Origin of the sequence: Microbacterium sp. CnD16-F (genome assembly GCF_024124465.1) — a bacterium.
Classification (GTDB): Bacteria; Actinomycetota; Actinomycetes; order Actinomycetales; family Microbacteriaceae; genus Microbacterium; species Microbacterium gawkjiense.
Genome location: NZ_JAMXSA010000012.1, coordinates 12,416 through 36,678 on the forward strand (window position 1 = coordinate 12,416; position 24,263 = coordinate 36,678).

General features: G+C 70.9%; 24 protein-coding genes and 1 riboswitch. Of the genes, 10 read left to right on the forward strand and 14 right to left on the reverse strand.

Annotated features, from left to right (window positions below):
• Nucleotides 1-11: 11 nt before the first annotated feature.
• Complete coding sequence (locus NH287_RS05280; protein WP_253034760.1) at nt 12-1,328, reverse strand: ABC transporter substrate-binding protein; 1,317 nt, start codon at nt 1,326-1,328, stop codon at nt 12-14.
• Nucleotides 1,329-1,600: 272 nt separating this feature from the next.
• Between NH287_RS05280 and NH287_RS05285 the strand changes: the two genes are divergently transcribed.
• Entirely contained in the window at nt 1,601-2,605 is a 1,005-nt protein-coding gene (locus NH287_RS05285; protein ID WP_253034761.1) for a LacI family DNA-binding transcriptional regulator, read from the forward strand.
• A 6-nt stretch (nt 2,606-2,611) separates the two neighbouring features.
• Here NH287_RS05285 and NH287_RS05290 read toward each other — a convergent pair whose 3' ends face one another.
• On the reverse strand, nt 2,612-3,580 hold the full coding sequence (locus NH287_RS05290) for an acetylxylan esterase (protein WP_253034762.1): 969 nt from the start codon (nt 3,578-3,580) through the stop codon (nt 2,612-2,614).
• A gap of 136 nt (nt 3,581-3,716) precedes the next feature.
• On the opposite strand from NH287_RS05290, the gene NH287_RS05295 reads away from it, so the two are divergent.
• The gene (locus NH287_RS05295; protein WP_253034763.1) at nt 3,717-5,933 is read left to right on the forward strand and encodes an NADP-dependent isocitrate dehydrogenase; all 2,217 of its coding nucleotides are present in this window, start codon (nt 3,717-3,719) and stop codon (nt 5,931-5,933) included.
• A 63-nt stretch (nt 5,934-5,996) separates the two neighbouring features.
• Here NH287_RS05295 and NH287_RS05300 read toward each other — a convergent pair whose 3' ends face one another.
• The 3 genes from NH287_RS05300 to NH287_RS05310 all read right to left on the reverse strand — a co-directional run bounded on the left by NH287_RS05300 (nt 5,997) and on the right by NH287_RS05310 (nt 8,484).
• Nucleotides 5,997-6,449 carry a GNAT family N-acetyltransferase gene (locus tag NH287_RS05300; RefSeq protein WP_217531611.1) on the reverse strand — a complete coding sequence of 151 codons (453 nt, stop codon included), beginning with the start codon at nt 6,447-6,449 and terminating at the stop codon, nt 5,997-5,999.
• 67 nt (nt 6,450-6,516) lie between these two features.
• Nucleotides 6,517-7,941: a L,D-transpeptidase family protein gene (locus tag NH287_RS05305; RefSeq protein ID WP_253034764.1), complete on the reverse strand. Its 1,425-nt coding sequence runs from the start codon at nt 7,939-7,941 to the stop codon at nt 6,517-6,519.
• A 111-nt stretch (nt 7,942-8,052) separates the two neighbouring features.
• Nucleotides 8,053-8,484: a hypothetical protein gene (locus NH287_RS05310; RefSeq protein WP_253034765.1), complete on the reverse strand. Its 432-nt coding sequence runs from the start codon at nt 8,482-8,484 to the stop codon at nt 8,053-8,055.
• An 87-nt stretch (nt 8,485-8,571) separates the two neighbouring features.
• Between NH287_RS05310 and NH287_RS15200 the strand changes: the two genes are divergently transcribed.
• The gene (locus NH287_RS15200; protein ID WP_290440369.1) at nt 8,572-8,694 is read left to right on the forward strand and encodes a hypothetical protein; all 123 of its coding nucleotides are present in this window, start codon (nt 8,572-8,574) and stop codon (nt 8,692-8,694) included.
• Here NH287_RS15200 and NH287_RS05315 read toward each other — a convergent pair.
• Both NH287_RS05315 and NH287_RS05320 read right to left on the reverse strand, forming a co-directional pair.
• Nucleotides 8,685-10,052 carry an FAD-binding oxidoreductase gene (locus NH287_RS05315; RefSeq protein WP_253034766.1) on the reverse strand — a complete coding sequence of 456 codons (1,368 nt, stop codon included), beginning with the start codon at nt 10,050-10,052 and terminating at the stop codon, nt 8,685-8,687. The two genes, NH287_RS15200 and NH287_RS05315, sit on opposite strands and share 10 nt — an antisense overlap.
• Complete coding sequence (locus NH287_RS05320) at nt 10,049-10,447, reverse strand: YrdB family protein (protein WP_253034767.1); 399 nt, start codon at nt 10,445-10,447, stop codon at nt 10,049-10,051. Before NH287_RS05320 ends, NH287_RS05315 begins: the two co-directional genes overlap by 4 nt.
• A gap of 106 nt (nt 10,448-10,553) precedes the next feature.
• On the opposite strand from NH287_RS05320, the gene NH287_RS05325 reads away from it, so the two are divergent.
• A complete protein-coding gene (locus tag NH287_RS05325) occupies nt 10,554-11,690 on the forward strand; it encodes an ROK family transcriptional regulator (RefSeq protein WP_253034768.1) in 1,137 nt (378 codons plus the stop codon).
• A gap of 366 nt (nt 11,691-12,056) precedes the next feature.
• Here NH287_RS05325 and nagA read toward each other — a convergent pair whose 3' ends face one another.
• Both nagA and NH287_RS05335 read right to left on the reverse strand, forming a co-directional pair.
• Nucleotides 12,057-13,205 carry an N-acetylglucosamine-6-phosphate deacetylase gene (gene nagA / locus NH287_RS05330; protein WP_253034769.1) on the reverse strand — a complete coding sequence of 383 codons (1,149 nt, stop codon included), beginning with the start codon at nt 13,203-13,205 and terminating at the stop codon, nt 12,057-12,059.
• Nucleotides 13,193-14,671, reverse strand: a complete 1,479-nt coding sequence (locus tag NH287_RS05335; protein WP_253034770.1) for a family 20 glycosylhydrolase — start codon at nt 14,669-14,671, stop codon at nt 13,193-13,195. Before NH287_RS05335 ends, nagA begins: the two co-directional genes overlap by 13 nt.
• A gap of 67 nt (nt 14,672-14,738) precedes the next feature.
• Nucleotides 14,739-14,822: riboswitch (ZMP/ZTP riboswitch) on the forward strand.
• A gap of 38 nt (nt 14,823-14,860) precedes the next feature.
• Here NH287_RS05335 and glyA point away from each other — a divergent pair.
• Both glyA and NH287_RS05345 read left to right on the forward strand, forming a co-directional pair.
• Nucleotides 14,861-16,135 carry a serine hydroxymethyltransferase gene (glyA, locus tag NH287_RS05340; RefSeq protein WP_253034771.1) on the forward strand — a complete coding sequence of 425 codons (1,275 nt, stop codon included), beginning with the start codon at nt 14,861-14,863 and terminating at the stop codon, nt 16,133-16,135.
• 124 nt (nt 16,136-16,259) lie between these two features.
• Nucleotides 16,260-17,150 carry a bifunctional methylenetetrahydrofolate dehydrogenase/methenyltetrahydrofolate cyclohydrolase gene (locus NH287_RS05345; protein ID WP_253034772.1) on the forward strand — a complete coding sequence of 297 codons (891 nt, stop codon included), beginning with the start codon at nt 16,260-16,262 and terminating at the stop codon, nt 17,148-17,150.
• 278 nt (nt 17,151-17,428) lie between these two features.
• Here the strand turns inward: NH287_RS05345 and NH287_RS05350 are convergent, their stop codons facing one another.
• From NH287_RS05350 to NH287_RS05360, 3 genes are read right to left on the reverse strand one after another with little or no spacing between them, the layout of a single operon-like run.
• Complete coding sequence (locus tag NH287_RS05350; RefSeq protein ID WP_253034773.1) at nt 17,429-18,163, reverse strand: amino acid ABC transporter ATP-binding protein; 735 nt, start codon at nt 18,161-18,163, stop codon at nt 17,429-17,431.
• Nucleotides 18,160-19,005 carry an amino acid ABC transporter permease gene (locus NH287_RS05355; RefSeq protein ID WP_253034774.1) on the reverse strand — a complete coding sequence of 282 codons (846 nt, stop codon included), beginning with the start codon at nt 19,003-19,005 and terminating at the stop codon, nt 18,160-18,162. Before NH287_RS05355 ends, NH287_RS05350 begins: the two co-directional genes overlap by 4 nt.
• 20 nt (nt 19,006-19,025) lie before the next feature.
• Nucleotides 19,026-19,886, reverse strand: a complete 861-nt coding sequence (locus tag NH287_RS05360; RefSeq protein ID WP_253034775.1) for an ABC transporter substrate-binding protein — start codon at nt 19,884-19,886, stop codon at nt 19,026-19,028.
• Between the two features lie 170 nt (nt 19,887-20,056).
• Between NH287_RS05360 and NH287_RS05365 the strand changes: the two genes are divergently transcribed.
• The 3 genes from NH287_RS05365 to NH287_RS05375 all read left to right on the forward strand — a co-directional run bounded on the left by NH287_RS05365 (nt 20,057) and on the right by NH287_RS05375 (nt 22,090).
• Nucleotides 20,057-20,851 (forward strand): NAD(P)H-binding protein, encoded by a 795-nt coding sequence (locus NH287_RS05365; protein WP_253034776.1) that lies wholly within the window; start codon nt 20,057-20,059, stop codon nt 20,849-20,851.
• Between the two features lie 64 nt (nt 20,852-20,915).
• Nucleotides 20,916-21,884 (forward strand): squalene cyclase, encoded by a 969-nt coding sequence (locus NH287_RS05370; RefSeq protein ID WP_253034777.1) that lies wholly within the window; start codon nt 20,916-20,918, stop codon nt 21,882-21,884.
• Nucleotides 21,885-21,907: 23 nt separating this feature from the next.
• Nucleotides 21,908-22,090 (forward strand): hypothetical protein, encoded by a 183-nt coding sequence (locus NH287_RS05375; protein ID WP_253034778.1) that lies wholly within the window; start codon nt 21,908-21,910, stop codon nt 22,088-22,090.
• Between the two features lie 19 nt (nt 22,091-22,109).
• Here the strand turns inward: NH287_RS05375 and NH287_RS05380 are convergent, their stop codons facing one another.
• On the reverse strand, nt 22,110-22,520 hold the full coding sequence (locus NH287_RS05380) for a RidA family protein (RefSeq protein ID WP_253034779.1): 411 nt from the start codon (nt 22,518-22,520) through the stop codon (nt 22,110-22,112).
• Nucleotides 22,521-22,593: 73 nt separating this feature from the next.
• On the opposite strand from NH287_RS05380, the gene NH287_RS05385 reads away from it, so the two are divergent.
• Nucleotides 22,594-22,962: a helix-turn-helix domain-containing protein gene (locus NH287_RS05385; RefSeq protein WP_253034780.1), complete on the forward strand. Its 369-nt coding sequence runs from the start codon at nt 22,594-22,596 to the stop codon at nt 22,960-22,962.
• A gap of 118 nt (nt 22,963-23,080) precedes the next feature.
• Here the strand turns inward: NH287_RS05385 and NH287_RS05390 are convergent, their stop codons facing one another.
• Nucleotides 23,081-24,241: an MFS transporter gene (locus tag NH287_RS05390; RefSeq protein ID WP_253034781.1), complete on the reverse strand. Its 1,161-nt coding sequence runs from the start codon at nt 24,239-24,241 to the stop codon at nt 23,081-23,083.
• Nucleotides 24,242-24,263 lie beyond the last annotated feature (22 nt).

Consider the following 24,263-nt stretch of genomic DNA (forward strand, 5'->3'; position numbering starts at 1 on the left):
GGATGCCTCTCTCAGCCGAGCTTCTCGACCGATGCGCCCCAGCGCTCGTTGAGTTCGGCGAAGTAGCTCTCCTTGTCGCCGTCGGCGGCGCCGCGGGCGATGTCGATGAGCTTCTGGCGGTAGAGGGGCCCGTAGAGGTCGATCTGCGAGTCGTCGGCGACGGCGTTGATGAGGCCCTCCTTGCCGGCGGGGGCGGGGTTGATCTCCATGAGCTCCACGCCGGAGTCCTCGAACCCGGCGAGGTTCTCGGGGAGCGGCTTGTCGAGCACGGGCGAGATCATGCCCTGCGCCTCGGTGTAGCCCGAGTCGGCCGCGACCCACTGGATCCATGCCCACGCGGCGGCCTTCGCCTTGGAGTGCTTGCTCACGGCGAGGTTGTAGTCGCCGCCGATGACGGCGTACTGCGTTCCGTCGACGTTGGCCGGGAAGGCCATGTAGCCGATGTCGTCGGCGGATCCGCCGTTGGCCTCGGCGGCCGCCTGCATCTGCGAGATGGCCCACGAGCCGAGCGGCATCGTCGCGATCTTGCCCGTGCCGAGGTCGACCTTCGACTGCTCCCAGTTGGTGGTGAGCGGGTCCTCCTCGGTGAGCCCCGCCTCGACGGTGTCGTAGAGGAAGGAGTCGACCGCGTAGGCGTCGGTGCCCTCTGTCCAGGGCGCCGGGTCCTCGGCCATCGTGATGGGCGCGTCCGGGTCGTGCGTGATCGCGCCGAGGTTGCCGAAGGCCTGCGTCAGCGGCCAGCCGTCCTTGTAGTTGGTGTACATCGGGATCGCATCGGTCCCGTCCTTCACCTTCTGCAGGGTCTCGAGCCAGCTCGCCTCGTCGGTGGGCAGCTCGGTGATGCCGGCCTCCTCGAAGACCTTCTTGTTGTAGACGATGCCGTTGGCGTTGCCGCCGAAGGCGATGCCGTACTGCGTGCCGTCGTAGCTGGCGGCCGGAAGGAAGCGGTAGGTGTCCTCGAACGAGGACGTGTCACCGAGCGGCTCGAGGAACTGCTCGTACTGGTCGGGTTTGATCGCCGGGATGCCGATGACGTCGCCGTAGTTGGTGGTCGACATGCGGGTGAGCATCTCGCCGGCGTAGTCCGTGATCCCTTCGAAGGTCACGTTCACGTCGGGGTACTTCTTCTGGAACTCCTTGGCGTACTCCGCGAACGTGCCGTCCTCCACGAGGTCCGTTCGCCACGTGATGACCTTGATGTCGCCGGCGACCTCGCCGTCGATCGTGTTGTCGCCGGCCGGCTGGGCGCCGCCGCCGGCGCAGCCGGCGAGGGCGATGCCGGCGACGGTGAGCGTCGCGAGTGCGACGCCGATCCGTGTGCGTGCCATGTGTGCGTCTCCTGTCAGGTTCGTCTTCGAAACCACTCGGGTGCGGGTCGGCGACTTCGCCGATGGCGCTCACGTTAGCCGTGCGGAGGAGCCGCCACAAGGACGGAATGACAGCGCTGTCTCTGTCTGTCCGGTCTCTTTCGAAGTCGAGAAAAATAACGCTGAACTGGATTTCAATAGCGGGGTGGGGACAGCTCGATGTCGCCTATGTCGCCGAAATGTCTATCGTCGTCATTGCCGCCCTGCTGCTATCCTCGGGGTCAGGAGGAACCATGACGGTGCAGCAGCGCGCCACCCTCGAGGACGTCGCACGTCTGGCGGGGGTCAGCTCGAAGACGGTGTCCCGGGTGTTCGCACAGCGCGAGCTGGTCTCGCCGCAGACGGTCGAGCGCGTGCTCACGGCGGCCAAGCGGTTGCGGTTCCGACCGAACAGCCTCGCCCAGGGGCTCCGACGCGGAGGCAGCCGCACGGTCGGCTTCATCATCGGCGAGCTGAGCAACCCGTTCTACTACAAGGTCGCCGCGGGGATCGAGAAGGAGCTCTCGTCCCACGGGTTCAGTCTCGTCGTGGCGACCACCGACGACACCGAGGAGGGCGAGGGGCGTGTCGCCGATGCGCTCCTGGCCCAGCGCGTCGGGGCTCTGCTGCTCATCCCCGTCGGCGAGGACCAGTCCTACCTCGAGGGTGAGCGACAGCTGGGCACGCCCGTGATCGCGATCGACCGTCCCGCCCGCAACCTCGCGGCGGACGCGATCGTGCTCGACAATCGCACCGCCGTCCTCGACGCGACGCGCAGGCTGACCGCGCTCGGCCATCGCCGCATCGCGTACGTCTGCAACCCGGCATCCGTCTGGACGCAATCGGAGCGACTCGCCGGTTACCGGCAGGCCATGGCCGAGGCGGGTGTCGATCCGACCCCGTGGGAGATGCTCGGCGACGACCTCGAGATCTCTCCCGTCGACCTGGTGCAACGGCTCTGGCGGGGCGACGCCGTGCCGACCGCCATCATCGCGGGGAACAACCGCGTGACGGTCGGCGCCCTCCGCGCGCTGCGCGCACGGGACGACCAGCGGACAGCCCTGATCGGCTTCGACGACTTCGACACCGCCGACGTCCTGGGGGTGTCCGTCATCTCCTACGACCCGCTCGAGCTGGGGCGTCGCGCGGCGACGCTCGCGATGGAGCGCATCGGCGACCCGTCGGGGTTCGTCCGCCAGATCACCCTGCCGACGTGGATCATCGAGCGGGGGACCGGCGAGCGGCCTCCGTTCGACTGATCCCGGTCAGACCCGCGCGGCGAGGAACTCCGCCTGCCGCAGCCACTGGTGCGCCTGACCGCCCTCGTGCTCGTTGAAGGGGAACACCTCGATCTCCTTGTCCGCCCCCGCCCACGCGTTGAACGCGGCGAACACCGTCGACGGCGGGCAGATCGGGTCGAGGAGCGCGACGGAGAAGAGGGATGCCGCATCCGCCCGTGCGGCGAAGCTCACCCCGTCGAAGTACGACAGGGTCTCGAAGACGCGTTCCTCGGCGCCGCGGTGCACGGCGAGGTACCGCGCGACCTCCTCGTACGGGTCGCGGCCGGTCATGCCCACGGCGCGCTCGAAGTGGCAGAGGAACGGCACGTCGGGCATGGCGGCGACGAGCCCGTCGCTCAGTGCGGCCGCGGCGATCGCGATGCCGCCGCCTTGGCTGCCCCCGGTCACGGCGACGCGGGAGGCATCCACCTCGGGAAGGGTGCGGACCGCGTCGATCGCACGCACCGCGTCGGTGAATACGCGCCGGTAGTAGTAGGTCTCGGGGTCGTCGATGCCCCGCGTCATGAAGCCGGGGAAGGCGGGGCCCGAGCCGTGCGGATCGGGCGTCGCGCCGCCCGCCCCCCATGCGCTGCCCTGGCCGCGCGTGTCCATGAAGAAGTGCGCGTACCCGGATGCCGCCCACCCGAGCCGCTCGACGGGGAGCCCGCGTCCGCCGCCGTAGCCGTTGAACTCGACGACGGCGGGCAGCGCCCCGTCACGGTGAGCGGGCAGGAGCAGCCAGCCCTTGACCGGGTCGCCCGCGAACCCGGGGAACGTGACGTCGAACGCCTCGATTCCGCGCAGCGGCGTCGTCACGGGAGTGACGACGGGCGCCCCGCCCGCCTCGCGAGCACCCGCGATCGTGGTCGCCCAGAAGGCGTCGAAGTCCGCGGGGACGCGGACCTCGGGACGGTAGTCGCGGAGGTCGGACAGAGGCAGATCGAAGCGCGGCACGCGCTCACCCTAGCGGTCATCCGGCCGCGCACGCAGGTGTCTTCCGCGCCCGCCGAGATATCTCGACATCGAGAGAAACGGGGGCGGTGCGATACGCTGAGACCGATCCGCGACGCCCTTTTCTTGGAGACGACACGTGCCCGATTCCACCATCATCTACACCTACACCGACGAGGCTCCCGCGCTGGCGACGGCGTCCTTCCTGCCGATCGTCGAAGCGTTCGCCGGAAAGGCGGGCGTCGGCATCGAGACGCGCGACATCTCGCTCGCGGGCCGCATCCTCGCCGCCTTCCCCCAGAACCTCACCCCCGAGCAGCAGGTCGGCGACGCGCTCGCCGAGCTCGGCGGTCTCGCGACGCTCCCCGACGCCAACATCATCAAGCTGCCGAACATCTCGGCATCCATCCCGCAGTTGAAGGCGGCCATCGCCGAGCTCCAGTCCCAGGGCTACGACATCCCGGACTACCCGGACGAGCCCAAGGATGTCGCCGAGAAGGACGTCCGCGCCCGCTACGACCGCATCAAGGGCTCCGCGGTGAACCCGGTCCTGCGCGAGGGCAACAGCGACCGCCGTGCGCCGCTGTCGGTCAAGAACTACGCGCGCAAGCACCCGCACCGCAACAAGGCGTTCGCGGAGGGGTCGAAGACGCGCGTCGCGACGCTCGGCCACGACGACTTCAAGTCCAACGAGACCTCGACGGTCATCGAGAACGACGACGTCCTCACGATCCGTTTCACGGGGGAGGACGGCTCCGTCACCGAGCTGAAGTCGGGTCTGAAGGTCCTGCCCGGTGAGGTCGTCGACGCGACGTTCCTCTCGGCGAAGGCCCTCGACGCCTTCCTCGCCGACACGATCGCCCAGGCGGCGGCCGACGACGTGCTGTACTCCGTGCACCTGAAGGCCACGATGATGAAGGTCAGCGACCCGATCATCTTCGGCCACGTCGTGCGCGCGTTCTTCACCGACGTCTTCTCGCGCTTCGGCGACACGCTGGCGGCTGCCGGACTCACCCCGAACGACGGCCTCGGCGCGATCCTCGCCGGTCTCGGTGGCGTCGAGGGCGGCGACGAGATCCGCGCGGCGTTCGAGGCGGCCATCGCCGACGGCCCGCGCCTTTCGTACGTCAACTCCGACAAGGGCATCACGAACCTGCACGTCCCCTCCGACGTGATCGTGGATGCCTCGATGCCGGCGCTCATCCGCAACGGCGGCAAGCTGTGGGGCGCCGACGGCGGCGAGGACGACACCATCGCCGTCATCCCCGACTCCTCGTACGCCGGCGTCTACCAGGCGACGATCGACGACGTCATCGCCAACGGTCCGCTCGACCCGGCCACGATCGGCTCCGTGCCGAACGTCGGCCTCATGGCGCAGGCCGCCGAGGAGTACGGCTCGCACGACAAGACGTTCGAGATCGCCGCGGCCGGCACCGTCGAGGTCGTGAACGGGGCGGGCGAGGTCCTCCTCTCCCACGCCGTCCAGCCCGGTGACATCTGGCGCGCGACGCAGACCAAGGACGTCGCCATCCGCGACTGGGTGAAGCTCGCCGTCACCCGTGCGCGTGCGACGGGTGCGCCCGCCGTCTTCTGGCTCGACGAGAACCGCGCCCACGACGCGAACCTCATCGCGAAGGTGAAGACCTACCTCGCCGAGCACGACACCGACGGACTCACGATCGAGATCCTCGCCCCGGCCGATGCGACCCGCTACTCGCTCGAGCGCATCCGCCGCGGCGAGGACACGATCTCGGTCACGGGCAACGTCCTGCGCGACTACCTCACCGACCTCTTCCCGATCCTCGAGGTCGGCACGAGCGCCAAGATGCTCTCGATCGTCCCGCTGCTGGCCGGCGGCGGACTGTTCGAGACCGGCGCGGGCGGCTCCGCCCCCAAGCACGTGCAGCAGCTGGTCGCGGAGAACTACCTGCGGTGGGACTCGCTCGGCGAGTTCTTCGCGCTGGCGGCATCCTTCGAGCACCTCGCCGACTACACCGGCAACCCGCACGCGAAGGTCCTCGCCGACACGCTCGACGCCGCGACCGGGACCTTCCTCGAAGAGGACAAGTCGCCGGGCCGTGCCCTCGGCACGATCGACAACCGCGGCAGCCACTACTACCTCGCGACTTACTGGGCGCAGGAGCTGGCGCGCCAGACCGTCGACGCCGAGCTCGCGGCGGCGTTCGCCCCGGTCGCCGAAGCGCTGACCGCCGGCGAGGAGACCATCGTCGCCGAGCTGGTCGCCGTGCAGGGCTCGCCCGCCGAGATCGGCGGCTACTACCGTCCCGACCCGGCGCGGGTGGAGAAGGTCATGCGGCCCTCCGCGACGCTGAACGGCATCATCGACGGACTCTGATCCGCACAAACGGATGCCCCGGCCGCGAGAGCGGGCCGGGGCATCCGTGCGTTCGGGGGAGCGTCAGAGCCGGATCTGCGCGACGACCTCGCCGTACTCGGTCTCGTCCACGGGGGTGAAGCCGACGCGGCGGAAGAACGCGTCGGGCCCGCCCTCACCGGCTTCATAGATGACGTTCACGTGATCGAACCCGCGCGCGCGGGCCTCGTTCATGAGCTGCTCGACGGCGTAGCGCCCGACGCCGCGACCCTGGTCGTCGGCATCCACGTTGATCCGCCACAGCACCGAGCGGAAGTGCTCGTGCGGGGCGTCGGCGTCGAAGCCGGCGCTCACGAAGCCGACCACCTCGTCACCGTCGAGGATCACACGCTGCCACGAGGTGGCGGGGTCGACCACCGTTGCGGCGATCGCGTAGCTCTCGGGCGCGATGAAGCGTTCCTGGCCCGGCTTGAGCGAGAGGGTGTTCACGGCGACGATCGTCGACGCCGACAGTTCTTCCACGCGGAGGTCAGCCATGAGCACAGGCTAACCGTGATCGCAGCCCGTCGCACGGGGACGACGGATGCGGGTCGTCAGATGACGCTCAGGAGTGGATCCAGACGTCGCCGCCGTCGGGCATCCAGTCGTAGAGCTTCTTCGCGAGGGCGGGCGGCATGTTCACGCAGCCGGCGCTCATCTGGTTGCCGAAGTTGTTGTGCCAGTAGGCGCCGTGGAAGGCCTGGTTGCCATTGAAGTACATCACCCACGGCACGTCGGGCTGCGTGTACTTCGTCCCGGTGTCGCGGGAAGTGCCGGTCATGTCCTGCAGGGGGGTGCGCCAGCCGATGGAGTAGTGGCCCGTGAAGGTCACCGCGCCGTCGCGGCCGCTCGAGATGAGCCAGGTGTCGACGACCTTGCCGTTCTCCTTCAGGTACAGGCGCTGCTCGCCCAGGTCGACCTCGGCCAGACGCACCGTGCTGACGGTCTCCCGCGGCGTGACGTCGACCGGCAGCGCGTACGACGCATCGCCCGTCGCGAGCTGGTCGGCGAAATCGCGCGCGACGCCGGACGTGTCGCCCAGCACGCGCCCGTCCTGGCCTTCGACGATCGTGGTCAGGACCTCACCGGCCTCGTTCGCGAGCACCTGAGCCGTGATCGGGTCCTGGTTGACGACCTCGAGGAGCTTGTCGACGGCGAGCTGGATCGCGGCGGCGTCGACGGTGATCGTGAAGGCGCCGGAGGCGTCGGTCTCGACGTTCAGCCACGAGGCGAGCTCCGCGGCGGGGACGGGAACGGCGCGATCGTCGCCCGCGTAGAAACCGGCCTCGGCGATCATGCCGTTGAGGCGCTCGACGGCGGACTCGGCGGCGGCGGTCGTCACGGTGGCGGGGACGGCTTCGGGAGTCGCGTCGACCGTCGCCGTGGAGGCGCCCGACGCGAGAGCGGATCCGAGGGCGTCGCTGACGGCGGCGAGCGAGATGCCCGTGCCGTCGACGGCGGGCGTGCTGACGTAGGCGCCGTCCTGGAAGGACACCGCGGCGGGAGTGGGATCCACGTACGCGTCGGGGAGCGCGGCGCGCAGCGTCGTCGCGGCGCGCTCGGCGTTCAGGGTGACCGTCGGCGTGCCGTACTCGGCGAACCATGCCGAGACGTTCCAGAGGGGGCTGCCCGCGAAGGCCTCGTCGGCGAGGGCGGATGCGTCGACGGTCGCGCCGAGGTCGGCGGCGGACACCGTCGGGCCGCCGTCGCCCAGGGAGACCTGGATCGAGGAGAGCCGGGAAGAGATGGAGTCGGCGGCCATGCCCACCGTCTGTCCGCCGACGGGGACGCCGGCGGCGGTCGTGCCGGGAGCGATCAGCACGAGGGAGCAGACCGTCGCGGCCGCCACGACCGCGGCGGCGGGCAGACCGATCTTCAGCCAGAGGCGACGGGGGCGCGGCGCGGGCTCGGCGGGAGCCCAGCGCACGTCGAGGTGCTCGCCCGAGGCGGGCGTGTCGTCGGTGTCCTGGCGTGTGATGATCTCCGACATCGGTCTCCCCCGAGCTGCGGCCCGGCGTTCCGGACGCCGCGGGGATCCGGGGTCTCGTCGTCAGGCGAATGTCGCTTCAGGAAATGGTACGTGACGAGGGCGGATCACCGATCATCCGCTGCACAGATCGTGATATTCGGCGAGGCCGGTGCGGATGCGATCGGTGGCGTCGGCGAGACCCGTCGCGCCGGCGATGTCGCCCGCCGAGGCCGCGGCAGTCGCCTCGGCGAGGACGTCGAACCCCGCCCGCAGATCGGCCGCGACGGCCTCGATGCGTGCGTTGCCGATCGACGTCACCGCGGCGGCGAGGTCGTCGCGCACATCGGCGGTCGCCTGCGCCGCGGCGGCCGGGTCGGCGGCATTCGCCTCGGTGAACGCCGTCATCGCCTGCTCGACCGTGTCGGCGAGGGTCGCGCACGCGGCGGCGACGCTCTGGCCGTCCGGTGCGGGGTGCGACGACGACGAGCACGCGGCGCCGCCCAGCGCGACGAGGCCGGCCACGACCAGCGCACCGGTCGTGCGGACGAAGCGGGATGCGGGCACAGCGGACCTCCTCGAGGACGGGACCGTTCGAGACTGCCACGATCGCCCTGAGGGAACGGTGGACCGGGGGCGGGCGGACCCGTCGGGGTGCTGCCCGCGACCATCCCGGGTGTCGTCGGCATCGTCTCCATGGTGCTGGCGGTGACGACGAGTCCCGCCGTGCCACGCGAGACGACCGCGGCGGCCGGCGCGACCGCGCGTCACGGCTGAGCGGCGAACACCTTGCCCGGATTGAGGATGCCGGCCGGATCGAACACGGCCTTGATGCCGCGCTGCAACGCCCACTGATCGTCGCCGATCTCGTCGGCGAGCCACCGGCTCTTGAGGACGCCGATCCCGTGCTCCCCGGTGAGGGTGCCCCCGAGGGCGAGCGCGGCGCGGAAGAGCGCGTCGGCGGCCTGCCAGACGCGCTCGGGAACCTCGTCGCCGTCGAAGATGAAGTTGGGGTGCAGATTGCCGTCGCCGGCGTGGCAGACGGTCGGGATCGTGAGGCCGAACTCCGCCTCGATGCGCGCGATCTCGTCGAACATCGCCGGAAGGGCGCTGCGCGGCACCGACACGTCTTCGATGAGCGCCGTCCCGAGGCTCTCCATCGCGGGGTGCATCGCCCGGCGCACCGCCCACAGCTGCGCCGCTTCGGCGTCGTCGGTGGCCAGGCGCACCGCGCCGCCCGCGGCGGTGAGGATCTCGGCGATCTCCGCCTGTTCCGCGCCGGCGGCGATGCCGTCGGTCTGGAGCGTGAGCTGCGTCGCACCCGGTGTGGGGCTCGGCAGCCGGAGCAGCGCGTGCGCGGCCGCCAGGCTCACGGCATCCATCAGCTCCATGATCGCGGGCTGCACCCCGGCGGCGGTCACGGCGGCAGCACCCGCGGCAGCGGCGCGCACATCGGCGAACTGCGCGGTCAGGGTGCGGGACTGCCCCGGCACGAGCCGTCGGAGCTTGAGCGTCGCACCAACGACGACCCCGAGCGTGCCCTCCGAGCCGATCATCAGCGCGGTCAGGTCGTAGCCGGTCACACCCTTCACGCTGCGGTGGCCGGTCGAGATGAGGCGCCCGTCGGCGAGGACCACGTCGAGCGCGAGCACCGCGTCGCGGACGACGCCGTACTTCGCGCAGAGCAGTCCGCCCGCCCCCGTGGCGATGTTCCCGCCGACCGTGGAGATCTCGCGGCTGGCGGGGTCGGGCGCCCACCACAGGCCGTGGGGAGCGAGGGCGCGGCCGAGATCCGCATTGAGGATGCCGGGTTCGACGACGGCGAGGAGGTCGTCGGGCCGCACCTCGAGGATGCGGTCCATGCCGCGCAGCGACAGGGCGATCTCGCCCGAGCCGGTGTTCGCGCCGCCGGCGAGGCCCGTGCCGGCGCCGCGGGTGACGACCGGCGTGCCCGTGGCGGATACGATCCGCATCGTGGTCTGCACGTCCGCGACGGATGCCGCCCGCACGAGGGCGAGCGGTCGTCCCGACGCGCGGTGTCCTGACTTGTCGGCGCGGGCGTCTTCGAGGGCGGCCTCGCTCGTGTCGACGCGCTCGCCGAGCGCGTCGCGGAGGCGGTCGACGACGTCGGTCACGACAGCCGTCGACGACCCGCCAGGACGCCGACGACGACGGCGACGAGCGCGAAGCCCAGGCCGATCCAGGCCTGACCGGCGCTCCACCACGCGATCGTCGCCGACAGGTAGATGAGCAGTTCGACGAGCCCGCGCACGAACGGGTGGACCCGGACCACGGCGCGCGGTGAGGCGAACAGGCCCCAGACGATGAGGGTGGCGAGCGGGGTCGCGATGCCGAGGACGACGTTCCACGGGGCGTCCCACGCCGTGAAACCCCAGATGGCGAGCGACACGACGGCGAACATCGCGCACAGGAAGCTGAGGAGGTCGAGTCCGGAGAGACGTGCCGGGGTGGTCGCGGCGGGGGCGGGCTCCGCGGGTCGTTCGGGCCGGACGTGGGGGAGCTCGGACATGGTTCGATCCTACGCGGGCGGGGAAGTGTAACGAGTTTGTTAAGACTGCTCGCAAACAGGGTCGGGCATCTTGTAGCGACCCTATTCGTAAGGTCTACTAACAAACATGTCGACCCCGACGCGACCCGCCCCCGCGACCCGCAGCCGCCGCACCGCCGGCAAGATCCTGCCCGAGCACGCCCGCGCCCACAACCGCGCGCTCGTGCTCCAGGCGCTCTTCACGCAGGGCGCCATGAGCCGCGCCGACCTCGCCCGCGAGACGGGCCTCACCCGCGTCACGATCTCGGACCTCGTCGTCGGCCTCATCGACGACGGCTACGTGATCGAGCAGGGGGTGCGCGAGGCATCCGGTCCCGGAAAACCGGCGATCCTCGTCGACATCGACCGCGACGGCCACCGCATCGCCGGGCTCGACCTGTCGGGCAGCGAGCAGTTCGCCGGCGCCGTGCTCACCCTCGACGGCGAGATCGTCGCCCGGCACGCCGTCGACGTACCCGCCGACCGCAGCGACGTCTTTGCCGCGATCGTCCGCCTCGCGCGCGACGTCATCGCCGACGCGCACGCGCCGGTGCTCGGCCTCGGCGTCGGCACGCCCGGTGTCGTCGACGACCGCGGCGTCGTGCTCGCGGCGCCCGGATTCGGGTGGACGGACGTCGATCTCGCCGGGCAGCTGGAGGCCGAGCTCGGTCTCCCCGTCCTCGTCGCCAACGACGCGAACGCGGCCGTCCTCGCCGAGCACACGTTCGGGGGAGCGGGCGACGACGTCATCCTCGTCCGGGTCGGCCGCGGTGTCGGTGCGGGGCTCCTCACCGGCGGCGAGCCGCTCGCCGGCGCCCGCTTCGCCGCGGGCGAGATCGGCCACGTGACGGTCGGCACCGACGGCGGCCCCGCGTGCGCCTGCGGCAAGATCGGATGCCTCGAGGCCTGGCTCGCGGTCCCCGCCCTCACCGAGCGGCTCGCCGCCGCGGACGACCCGCAGGGGGTGCTCCGCGACGCCGGCGAGCGCCTCGGCATCGCCCTCGCGCCGATCGTCGGCGCTCTCGATCTGTCGGAGATCGCCCTCTCCGGCCCCGCCGACCTGCTCGGCGGCACCCTCGCCGAGGCTGCCGCCGAGACCGTACGCACCCGGACCCTCGCCACGTTCCACGACGGGCTCCAGGTGCGCATGTCGACCCACAGCGAGGACATCGTCCTGCGCGGTGCGGCCGTCATGGTCCTGTCCGGCCGTCTCGGCGTGTCCTGAAAGCGCCGAATCGGCCGACCTGACCGTCTGGCTCGCCGGCACCGATACCCCCCAGGACGCGCGACGACCTCGAGAAGACCCTCGAGGAGCAGAAAGACGGGTGGACCATCACGATTCGAGGAGAAGACCTGGGCCGACACCGCCGAAGGGTACGACGCCGCGCTGTCGTCCAACGATGCGCCCGAGATCGTCGAGGTGGGCAACACCCAGGCGCCCGGCGCTCCTGGCGGGCGCGACCGCGGTGACCGGGGTCTGAGGCGGGCCGCGGTACCGAATTCAGTCCCGGCGAGTCGCTCACGGTCCAAACGGCCCACGGGTGCCTGATCCGGGACGACGACGCGAACCCCGCGCCGAGCGGATGCCGCGTCAGACCGTGCCGGTGAAGACCCGCCGCACCTGCAGACCGGCGTCGAGCAGCACCGCGTCGGCGACGGCGCCGACGGCGAGCGAGCCGAGCTCGGGCCGGCCGATCGTGCGCGCCGGCGTCGAGGTCAGGGCCGTGACCGCGTCCGGCAGCGCGACCCCCGCCGCGACGGCGGTGCGCAGAGCGGCGTCCTGCGTGAGCGTCGACCCCGCGATCGTGCCGTCCGCGAGACGCGCGACGCCCGCCTGCACCGTGACGGACAGCGATCCCAGGCGGTAGATCCCGTCAGTCGCCCCCGCGGCGGCCATCGCGTCGGTCACGAGCGCGATGCGGCCGGGGGCGGCGGCGAAGAGGATGCGGATGACGTCGGGGTGCACGTGCACGCCGTCGGCGATGACCTCGATCGTCACACGCGGGTCGCCGGTCGCCGCGGCCACCGGGCCCGGGGCGCGATGGTGCAGGCCGGGCATCGCGTTGAACGCATGCGTGAGCAGCGTGGCGCCCGCCTCGAACGCGTCGCGGGCGAGGTCGGCGTCGGCGGAGGTGTGTCCCACCGCGACGACGACCCCGGCGCGGGTGAGGCGTGCGATCGCGTCGCGTCCGCCGGGCAGCTCGGGGGCGAGGGTCACCTGCACGAGCGAGCCGCGCGCGGCGGCGATCAGCGCCTCGATCGCATCGGGTGTCGGGTCGACGAGCAGCGCGGGGTCGTGCGCGCCGTGGTGACCCGGGTCGAGGAACGGTCCCTCCAGGTGCGCGCCGAGGACCGAGGCATCCGTCCCCGCCAGATCCGCGATGACACCGAGGCGGGTCTGCAGATCCGCCGGAGAGCCGGCGACGAGCGAGACGACGGCGCGGGTCGTGCCGTGGGCGAGGTGCAGCGCGCGGGCCGCGAGGATCGCGTCGCGCCCCTCCTCGTGCGCCCGGCCGCCGCCGCCGTGGCCGTGCAGGTCGATGAAGCCGGGCGTGAGCAGCGCCGCGTCGCCGGCGACCTCCCGCGCGTCGACGACCTCGACCGCGTCGAGCCCGCGCCAGGCGTCACCTGTGCCGGATGCCGCGACCCGGCCGGCCACGACGTGGATCCACGCGTCCGGGGTCTCGGTGCCGCCGTCGACGAGTCGGACCGAGTGGACGATGCGGCTCAGGTCGTCCACGGGACCTCCTCGAGGGCGGGGAAGCGGATGCCGAGGGTCGTCCACAGCGGTCCGAGACCGCCGACGCGGCTGCGGAACGACTCCCACGAGCGCTCCGCGCCCGACGCGGGCGACCAGGCGATCTCCGCCGCGGCCGCGATGCGGGGGAACGCGAGGGCGTCGATGTCCTCGAGGGTCGCGACGGTCTCGGTCCACAGGGGCGCCTCGACGCCGAGGATCGCCGCCTCGTCGACACCGTCCACGACACGGGTCGGCTCCCAGTCGTACGCGCGGGCGAGGCTCGTCGGACCGTTCGCCCAGGTGAGCCCCAGCGGGGAGTCTGCGATGGGCTTCATGTCGAGGTAGACCGCGTCGGCGGGCGACAGGATGAGCCGGCCGCCCCGCTCGGCGAACGCGCGCGCGTGCCGGGCCGCGGCATCCATCGGCGAGACGAAGCCCCAGAACTGACCGACCGTGCCGGGCGCGAGACCTGCCGCGGCGCCGGCCTCGTGCCAGGCGACTGGGGTCTTGCCGAGCGCCGTGATCGCGGCGCTCGCGGACGCGACGAAACCGGCGAAGTCCTCGGGCGTCGTGCCGAGCGACTCGTCGCCGCCGAAGTGCAGCCACGGGCCGGGGGTGAGGTCGGCGAGCTCGGCGAACACGTCGCGCACGAAGGCATCCGTTGCCTCCTCGCCGATGCGCAGCGACGAGAACCCGACGCCGATCCCGGTGTAGGGCGCGCCGGCGACCGGCGTCGACCCCTCGGTGATGACCTCGACGGCCGGGGGCTCCGCGAGGTCGGGGTACGCGAGCCCGACGGCGTGCGTGTGGCCGGGCATGTCGAACTCGGGCACGACCGTCATGTGCCGGGATGCTGCATACGCGACGATCGCGCGGTAGTCGTCCTGCGTGTAGTACCCGCCGGGGGCGCCGCCGACGGCGGTGGCCGACGCCTCCGCGGCGAGCTCGGGGCGCGAGCGCAGCTCGAGCCGCCAGCCCTGATCGTCCGACAGGTGCAGGTGCAGGACGTTGAGCTTGAGGGATGCCGCACGGTCGATGTACGCCCGCACGGTGTCGAGGTCGTGGAAGTACCGTGCGACGTCGAGCATGACGCCGCGGTACGCGAACCGCGGGCTGTCGACGATCCGCACGGCGGGGACGACCCACGCGCCGCCGTCGCGTCCGACCAGCTGGACGAGGGTCTGCACGCCGTAGAAGAGGCCCGCGGCATCCGCTCCGGTGATCCGGATGCCGGTGGTCGACGCCTCGAGCCGGTACGACTCCGCCGGGCCCGACCCGTCGACCGCCAGTGCGATGCCGTCGCCCGTGCCGAGGTCGAGTCCCGTGCGGGTCCGGACGAGCGCGCGTAGGTGCGCGGCGGCATCCGGATCGCCCGTCACCGCCGCCCCCGTCAGCGCGAATGGGGCGCCGTCCGCGACGGCGACGTCTGCGGGAAGGGGCACGAGGGGGAGGGGGAGCACCGCCACCACCGTTCTGTAAGGTGTCCTAACAAAACCGATCGGGCCAGCCTAGCAGCGGCGGCATCCGTTATGCTCGCAGAGTCGCGACTGGCGTTGAGGTGGGCTACCACCGGGGAGCGATTGACACGGCATTCGACCGCGCGCCTGGGCCGATGCGAGATTCCTCATCCCGAAAGCCGTCGTCAGGAGATCGTCATGACCGATTCGCTGTTCAACGCCCCCCTCTCCGAGGTCGATCCTGAGATCGCCGATGTGCTCGAGCGCGAGCTCGACCGCCAGCGCGGGTTCCTCGAGATGATCGCCTCCGAGAACTTCGTTCCCGTCTCGGTGCTGCAGTCGCAGGGCTCCGTCCTCACCAACAAGTACGCCGAGGGCTACCCCGGTCGCCGCTACTACGGCGGCTGCGAGGTCGTCGACGTCGCCGAGGAGCTCGCCATCGAGCGCGCCAAGGCGCTGTTCGGCGCCGAGTTCGCCAACGTCCAGCCGCACTCGGGCGCATCCGCCAACGCCGCCGTGCTGCACGCGATCGCCCGCCCCGGCGACACGCTGCTCGGCCTCTCGCTCGACCACGGCGGCCACCTGACCCACGGCATGAAGATCAACTTCTCGGGCCGTCTCTACAACATCGTCGCGTACGGCGTCGACGCCGAGACCTCGCTCGTCGACATGGACGAGGTGCGGCGTCTCGCCCTCGAGCACAAGCCGAAGGTCATCATCGCCGGCTGGTCCGCCTACCCGCGTCAGCTCGACTTCGCCGCGTTCCGCGCGATCGCCGACGAGGTCGGGGCACTCCTCTGGGTCGACATGGCGCACTTCGCCGGTCTCGTCGCGGCCGGCCTGCACCCCTCGCCCGTGCCGCACGCGCACGTCGTCTCGTCGACCGTGCACAAGACGATCGGCGGCCCCCGGTCGGGCTTCATCCTCACGAACGACGCCGACATCGCGAAGAAGATCAACTCGGCCGTCTTCCCGGGTCAGCAGGGCGGCCCGCTCATGCACGTCATCGCCGCCAAGGCGACCGCGTTCAAGCTCGCGGCATCCGACGCCTTCAAGGAGCGCCAGCAGCGCACCGTCTCGGGCGCGGCGATCCTCGCCGACCGGCTCTCGCAGCAGGACGTGAAGGATGCCGGCATCTCGGTCCGCTCCGGCGGCACCGACGTGCACCTCGTCCTCGTGGACCTGCGCGCCGCGGCGATCGACGGCAAGCAGGCCGAGGACCTGCTGCACGAGATCCGGATCACCGTCAACCGCAACGCGGTCCCGAACGACCCGCGCCCGCCGATGGTCACGTCGGGGCTCCGCATCGGCACCCCGGCGCTCGCGACCCGCGGCTTCGGCGACGCCGAGTTCACCGAAGTCGCCGACGTCATCGCCCTGGCTCTGCAGCCCGGCGCCGACCTCGAGGCGCTCCGCGCGCGCGTCGCGACGCTCGCCGACGCGTTCCCGCTGTACCCGGGCCTGCAGCAGTGACCTCCGGCATCCGGCCCCTCCTCCGCCCGCGAGACTGCACGCACGCCTCGAGACAGCGGTCTTGGACCGCAGTCTCGAGCTCCCGGTGCAGTCTCGCGGTCGAGGGGCGACGACAGGAGACACGATGACCGCGGCGGTCCTCGACGGCAAGGCGGCTTCGGCCGCGATCAAGACCGAGCTGGCGGAGCGAGTGGCCGTGCTCAAGGAGCACGGTGTGACGCCCGGGATCGCCACCGTGCTCGTGGGGGCGGACCCGGCATCCCAGCTCTACGTGGGGATGAAGCACCGGCAGTCCGAAGCGATCGGGATGAACTCGATCCAGCGGGAGCTTCCCGCCGACGCGACGCAGGAGCAGGTCGAGGCGCTGATCGACGAGCTCAACGCCGACCCCGCGTGCCACGGCTACATCGTGCAGCTGCCCCTGCCGAAGCACCTCGACACCGACCGGATCCTCGAGCGCATCGACCCGGAGAAGGATGCCGACGGCCTCCACCCGACGAACCTCGGCCGCCTGGTGCTCAACGTCAACACCCCGATCACCTCGCCGCTGCCGTGCACGCCGCGGGGCGTCATCGAGCTGCTGGTGCGCAACGGTTACGACCTGGCGGGCAAGCACGTCGTCGTCGTCGGCCGCGGTGTCACGATCGGCCGGTCGATCGGTCTGCTGCTCACGCGCCGCGAGTACAACGCGACCGTGACGCTCACCCACACCGGCACGACCGACCTCGGCGCGCACCTGAGCGAGGCCGACGTCATCGTGGCCGCAGCCGGTGTGAAGCACATCGTCACCGCCGAGCACGTGAAGCCCGGCGCGGCGGTGCTCGACGTCGGCGTCACCCGCGAGGACGACCCCGAGACCGGCAAGAGCCGCGTCTACGGCGACGTGCACCCGGACGTCGCTGAGGTCGCCGGCTGGCTCTCGCCGAACCCCGGCGGCGTCGGCCCCATGACCGTCGCGCTCCTCATGACGAACGTCGTCGAGGTCGCCGAGCGCGCGGCGGGCCTGCGCGCCTGACGCACTCGCCGTGAACGAGGGATGCCGGGTGTCGCCCGGCATCCCTCGTTCACGTCTTCGGAAGCCGCTCGCCTGTCGCAATCTGCGGCGGCGGGCGGCGTGTTGTGACAGGGGAGCCGTGGGGGTGGTGCCCGACGCCGCTCGCCTGTCGCAATCTGCGGCGGCGGGCGGCGTGTTGTCACAGGGGAGCCGTGGGGGTGGTGCCCGACGCCGCTCGCCTGTCGCAAACTGCGGGGGTGCGCGGCGTGTCGTGACTGGGGAGTGACCCGCGCGGGGCCTCAGGCGGTGAAGCGGGCGAGGAAGGCGCGGGTGCGCTCCTCGCGGGGATGCCGCAGCACCTCCGACGGCGGGCCCTGCTCCACGATCGTGCCGGCGTCGAGGAAGACGACGTGGTCGGCGACATCGCGGGCGAACGCCATCTCGTGCGTCGCCATGAGGATCGTCGCGCCCTCGGACGCCAGATCGCGGACGAGCTCCAGGACCTCTCCGACGAGCTCGGGGTCGAGCGCGGACGTGATCTCGTCGAGCAGCAGCACCTCGGGGTCGGTCGCGATCGCGCGGGCGATGGCGACGCGCTGCTGCTGACCTCCCGACAGTCGGTCGGGGTGATCCTTCGCCTTGTCGGCGAGGCCGACGCGGTCCAGCAGCTCGCGGGCGCGGCTCTCGGCCTCGCGCCGCGGCACCCGGTGCACGACGCGCGAGGCGAGCGTCACGTTGTCGATCACGGACAGGTGCGGGAAGAGGTTGAAGCTCTGGAACACCGCGCCGAGCCGTGACCGCACGCGGTTGCCGTCGACGCGCGGGTCGGAGATGTCCTCGTCGCCGAGGAAGATCTGCCCGTCGTCGATCGGTTCGAGCAGCCCGAGGCAGCGCAGCAGCGTCGACTTGCCCGAGCCGCTCGCGCCGATGAGGGCGACGACCTCGTGCGCGGCGAGTGACACGTCGACGCCCTTCAGCACCTCGCGGTCGCCGAAGGACTTGTGGATGCCGGTGGCTCGCAGGACCGCGCTCACAGCACCGATCCCGTCTGCTCGCGCTCGCGCAGCCGCGCCGTGTACCAGTCCGCGAGGCGGATCGTGGGGATCGCGAGCAGGATGAACAGGATGCCGGCGACGACGTACGGCGTGAAGTTGTACGTCGTCGCGGTCACCGATCGCGCCCCGGCGATCGCGTCGATCCCCGCGATGATCGAGATGAGTCCCACGTCCTTCTGCATCGAGATGAAGTCGTTCATGAGCGCCGGTGTCATCTTGCGCAGGGCCTGCGGCAGCACGACGCGGCGGAGCGTCTGCACGTGGCTGAGACCGAGCGCGCGGGCGGCGAGGCGCTGCGACGGGTGCACCGACTCGATGCCCGCGCGGATCACCTCGGCGACGTACGACGAGTAGGTGAGGGTCACCGCGAGCACACCGAGGAACAGCTCGTCGATCCGCTCACCGACGATCGTCGGCAGACCGAACCCGACCAGGTAGAGGACGATGATGAACGGCAGGCCGCGGAACAGGTCGGTGTAGCCGGCCGCCAGCATCCTGACCGGGAAGAACACCGGACCGCGGAGCGTCCGCAGCAACGCGATCGCCAGCGCGACGCCGCCGACCGTGAAGATCGAGACGCCGAGGACGGTGAGGTTGACGAGGAACCCGTCCCATACCTTGGGCAGCGCCTGCAACGCGACGGCGGGGTCGAAGAAGCTCTGCTGGACCTTCGACCAGCCCTCGGTGTTGATCACCGTCGCCCAGACGACGACGGCGAAGACGAGGGTCGACGCGATGGCGATCAGCACGGATCGCCGTTCGCGGCCGCGCCGGTAGGCGCGACGGTCGAGCTCGAGCTCGCTCGGGATGCGGGTGGTCACGGATCGACGCTAGCGCGCCCTCACTGGAGCTCGGTGACGCCCTCGGTCAGACCCGAGAGCCATTTCTCCTCGAGGTCGGCGAGGGTGCCGTCCTCGCGGAGCTCGTCGACCGCGGCGCTGACGGCGGGGGTCAGCGGCGAGTCCTTCGCGAGGAGGAGGCCCCACTGGTCCTCGATGCCCGACTTCGGCAGCTCGCCGACGAAGAACGAGTTCTCGATGTAGAAGTTCACCGCGACGTAGGCGGTCGGGGTGTCGAGGACGACGGCGTCGACCTGGCCGGCGCTGAGGGCGGCGGTGGCGTCCTCGTTCGAGTTGTAGAGCTTCGGCTCCAGTCCGAGGTCGAGCGCGTCGAGGGTGAGGGCGCTCGTGGAGTTCGCCATCGCGCCGATCGTGATGTCCTTCAGTCCGGCGAGGTCGGTGACGCCATCGGCCTTTCCGCCCTTGAGGGCGATCAGCGACTGGCTGGCGGAGTAGTAGGGCGACGAGAAGTCCACGCCCTGCTTGCGCTCGTCGGTGATCGTGTACTGCTGGACGTTGAAGTCGAAGCTCTTCGGCCCCGGAGCGATCGCCGCGTCGAAGCTCGTCCGCACCCACTCGACGTCGTCCTTCGCGAAGCCGAGCTTGTCGGCGACGGCGTAGGCGACGGCGGCTTCGAAGCCCTCGCCGGACTCCGGGTCGTCGTCGATGACGTACGGCTCGTACGCGGTCTCGCCGGTCGCGATCGTGAGCTTGCCGGGGGTGACGTAGTCGTCGGGGGAGGGGCCGGCATCCGATGAGGACGAGGCGCTCGGCGCGGCGCTCGGCGCGCAGCCTCCGAGGAGCAGGGCGAGGGCGGCAGCGGATGCCGCGAGTGCGGTGCGCAGGGCGGGACGTCGGGACATGAGGGGCCTCCGGAGGCGCCGAGCAGGCTCGGTTGAGGGGGTTCGGGTGGCGACGCCGCGCGATCGGGCGGGTGCCGACCCTCATTCTCGCGCGGGGAGGGATGCCGCGGGCCCCGGAGCGTCGCTTTGTTACACGCCCGTCATCGCCGCTCGCTTGAGAGGATGACGGGGTGACTCCCTCTCGCACGCTCGTGGTCGGTTCTGGTCGGATCGGCTCGCGTGTCGCGGCCGCGCTGCGCGACGCGGGCGGCGAGGTCTGGACACTGCGTCGGTCGGCGGCATCCGAGCCCGACCATCATCACATCGCGGCCGACCTTTCGCGTCCGCTGGAACGCCCGCTGCCGGCCGTCGACGCCGTCGTCGTGACACTGCCGCCCGGGGACGACGACTTCCTCGCTATGGCGGCGAGCCATCTCGCGGCGGCGCTCCCCGTGGCGCCGGGGCGGACGGTGTGGGTGTCGTCGACGCGCGTCTTCGAGGGGTACGGCGACGACCGCCCCCTGACCGAGGCCGACGAGCCGCGCCCGGCGGGTCCGCGCGCGCAGCAGCTCGTCGACGGAGAGGTGCGCGCCGTCGACCTGCTGGACGCGGTCATCCTGCGGCCGGCGGGGATCTACGGGCCCGGGCGCGACCGCCTCATCCGCCAGGTGCAGGGCGGCGTGCCGGTCGACCACGAGCGCCGGACCAACCGCATCCACGAGACCGACGTCGTGCGGACGATCCTTGCCCTGCTCGCCGCGGACGCCCCGCCGCGCGTGCTGCACGGCGCGGACGAGCGCCCCGCCACGCTCGGCGAGGTCGTGACCTTCCTTGCCGGACGCCTCGGTGTGCCGGTGCCGCCGCGCGGCGCACCGGGTGATCGGCGCGGCACCGTGCTCGACGGTGCGCTGCTGCGCGCGGTCGTCGGCCCGCTCGCCTACCCGACGTTCGAGGACGGCTACGGCGAGATGCTCGCTGAGCGCTGACCGCCGCGGGAGCCCTGAGCGTTGACCCCTGGCCGGTGTCGGTGGCGCGCGGGAGGATGAGCACATGAGCGTCGACCCCCGGATCCTCGACTGGCTGCGCGACTCCGACCCGTCGCTGCGATGGCAGGTCGAGCGCGACCTCGCGGGGGAGCCCGCCGAGGTGTGGCAGGCGACGCGCGCCCGTGTCGCGACGGTGGGGTACGGCGCGGCCCTGCTCGCGCAGCAGGGTGAGGACGGACAGTGGGAGGGCGGCGCGTACTTCCCGGCCGGGTTCTTCGGCAGCCCTGAATCGGAGATGCCGGGGCAGCCGTGGACGGCGACGACCTGGACGCTGAAGGATCTGCGCGAGTGGGGAGTCCCGGCATCCGCCCTCGGGGACACCGCTGACAAGCTCGACCGCCACAGCCGGTGGGAATACGACGACCTGCCGTACTGGGGCGGCGAGGTCGACGTCTGCATCAACGCCTTCACGCTCGGGACCGGGGCCTGGCTCGGCGCCGACGTCTCGCGGCTCGCGCAGTGGTTCCCCGAGCATCAGCTCGCCGACGGCGGGTGGAACTGCGAGGCCGAGGAGGGTGATTCCGTCCGCAGCTCGTTCCACTCGACCCTCAACGCCCTGCGGGGCATGCTCGCTTACGAGGAGTTCACGGGCGACGCCGCCCTGCGCGACAGTCGCCGACGCGGTCAGGAGTATCTGCTCGAGCGCCGCTTGCTGTACCGGCTGTCGACCGGCGACCTCGTCGGACCCTTCGTGACGCAGTTCGTCTACCCGAACCGGCACCGTTACAGCGCACTCGCCGCCCTCGACCACTTCCGCGAGGCATCCCTGCACGACGGCGTCGCCCCCGACGAGCGACTCTCGGACGCCGTCGACCTGGTGCGGGCCGCGCAGCAGCCCGACGGGACGTGGCACCAGGGTCACGTCCTCGAAGGGCGCCGCTGGTTCGACGTCGACGCTCCCGAGGGGCAGCCCTCGCGCTGGCTCACCTTCCTCGCGCTCCGCGCGCTGCAGTGGTGGGATGCCGCGCGGTGACCGGACCGCGTAGGTTCGGGGACGTGATCGTCAACCCGCTGCTCCCGTCCGGCTACGACGTGGTCTGGTCGCTCGTCGCGGTGATCGTGGTCGCGCTGGCCGTCGTCGCGCTCGTGTCGCTCGCGCGCGCAGGCGCGCTCGAAGCCGCCTTCGTCTCTGAGAACAGCGGAACGCCTGGTTCGCTGAAGTGCCAGTTTCGGCTTTAACCGAAACTGGCACTTCCTGTCAGTCGAGCACAGCGTAGGCCTCGACCTCGACGAGGACATCGGGTTCGAACAGCATCTCGACGCCGATGAGGGAAGTTGGGGGCACGGGTAGCGTGAGTCCGAGCTCGTCGGCTACGTTCTCGACGCCCGCCATGAATGCTCCCATCCGGTCAGGGTGCCATTGGGTGACAAAGAAGCGCAGACGAACCACGTCGGTGAAGGACGCGCCGCCACCCGCGAGGGCGCGGGCGGTGTTACGCAGCGCCTGCTCGACCTGCCCGGTCAGGTCTCCGGGATCCAGCTGTCCGCCGGACGGGTCGCGGCCAATTTGTCCGGCGACGTGAACCTGACGGGCTCCGGAGCTGATGGCGACGTGATGATACGGAACTGGCTGGATGAGTCCATCGGGGCTGAAAGCTGTCACTGTCATGTTTGTCCTCTCTCGTTGTAGATATCTCTTGTCTACCTGGTATCAGAAGGACACTTCAACGAAACTAGGTGTCATGCAGGTAACTGACCCCACACTTCCCCTCACCGAAGACCACCGCGAGTTGCTCGATCAGCTACTCGATAAGTGGTCGCTCCAGGTACTCGACCAACTCTGCGAACACGGAGCAATGCGCTTCAACGAGCTGCGCCGAGCGATCCCCGCCATCAGCCAGAAATCGCTGACCGCCACTCTTCGGCGACTGGAGCGCAACGGCATGGTCAACCGCGTGGTCGTGAGCACCCGACCGATGGCGGTCGAGTACCGCATCGCTCCAGTCGGGCATGGTCTCCAGGACCTCATCGACGCTCTTTTCCGATGGACGACATTGCACCTGCCCGACGTCGAACGAGCACGAGCACAATTCGACAACGTCGCTGAATGAGGACTATGCAGTGCGGGTGGCGTCGATCATTCGGCCGTTGAAACACAACTCCGTTCTGTTTTATCGATGGCGTTACAAACCGAAAACGATCGTTATTGAGGCGGCGGTTGCTGCGGCTTCACTTCGCTCGACGCGAGAGGACATTGCCGGCGGCAGTGGCCAGCGCCGCGGCGCCCGCCATCACGCCGAGCGCGAGAGGCAGCGTCGCAGCTCCGGCGACGATGCCGACGAGGATGGGGCCCCCTGCATCTCCGACCTCGCGCCCGAGTTCGGCGCTCCCCATCGTTCGTCCCATCCGCTCAGACGGCGTGGTGGACGCGAGGCGAGCGAATCCGACTGGGGTGATTGCGCCCACCCCGAGGCCCACGAGGATCGCGGAGGTGAGGATTGTCGGGAGTGAGGGTGCTGCTGCGACCACGACGAGCGCGACGACGAGCAGGAAGGCGCCGAGGTTTATGATCGTTGCCGATCGGCCGGGCGACGCGTCGTGGAGCCGGCCGATGCGAGGCTGCACGATGGCCGAGACGACCGCGAGGACGGTGACCGCGCCCATGCTGATCAGCGGATCGAGGCCCAGCTGAGATCCGATGAGGGGTAGGAACCCGACCGCGACGCCGAGCGTTGCCGTCGCGGTGGCCAAGAAGATGACCGGACTGAGGAACACGGGCGCCGTCGACTGCTTCACAAGCTCGAGAAGTGTCGCCCGCTGCTTGGGGATGATCGGCAGGGGTGTCATCGTGATGGCCGTCCAGACGGCGGCCGCGAGGGCGAGAACGGCCAAACAAAGAAATAGTGCCGGCAGCCCTGCCCACATGATGAGGCCGGCGCCGATCAGAGGTCCCGCGGCGTAGCCGAGGCCTTTCCAGGATCCGTACTTCCCGAAGTACCTGCCCGCGAGGGACGGGCCGACGAGGCGGGCCACCGCCGATGACGACGCGGGTGAGAACGCCGCAGCTGCTGCACCCTGTCCGAGCCGCGCGGCAGCGAGCAGGATCGGTGTCGTCGCGAAGGCGCCGAGTGCGGATGAGAGGGCGAACACGAGCAGGCCGCCGACGATGATCGGCTTCACGCCGACCCGGTCGCTCAGCGCACCGAACACGGGCTTGAGGATGACCTCTGCGATGTCGTAGATCGCGAGAATCAACCCGAGGGTCGCGAAGGTGAGGCCGATATTGTCCGTCTCGGTTCCGAGCGCCGCGGCGACACCGTGAGCACCGAACGCGGTCGTGAACCCAGCGAGGTAGAGCGGGCCCAGTCCGCGCACGTGTGTCGTAGCCACTCGCCCGAGGATAAGGCGTCCA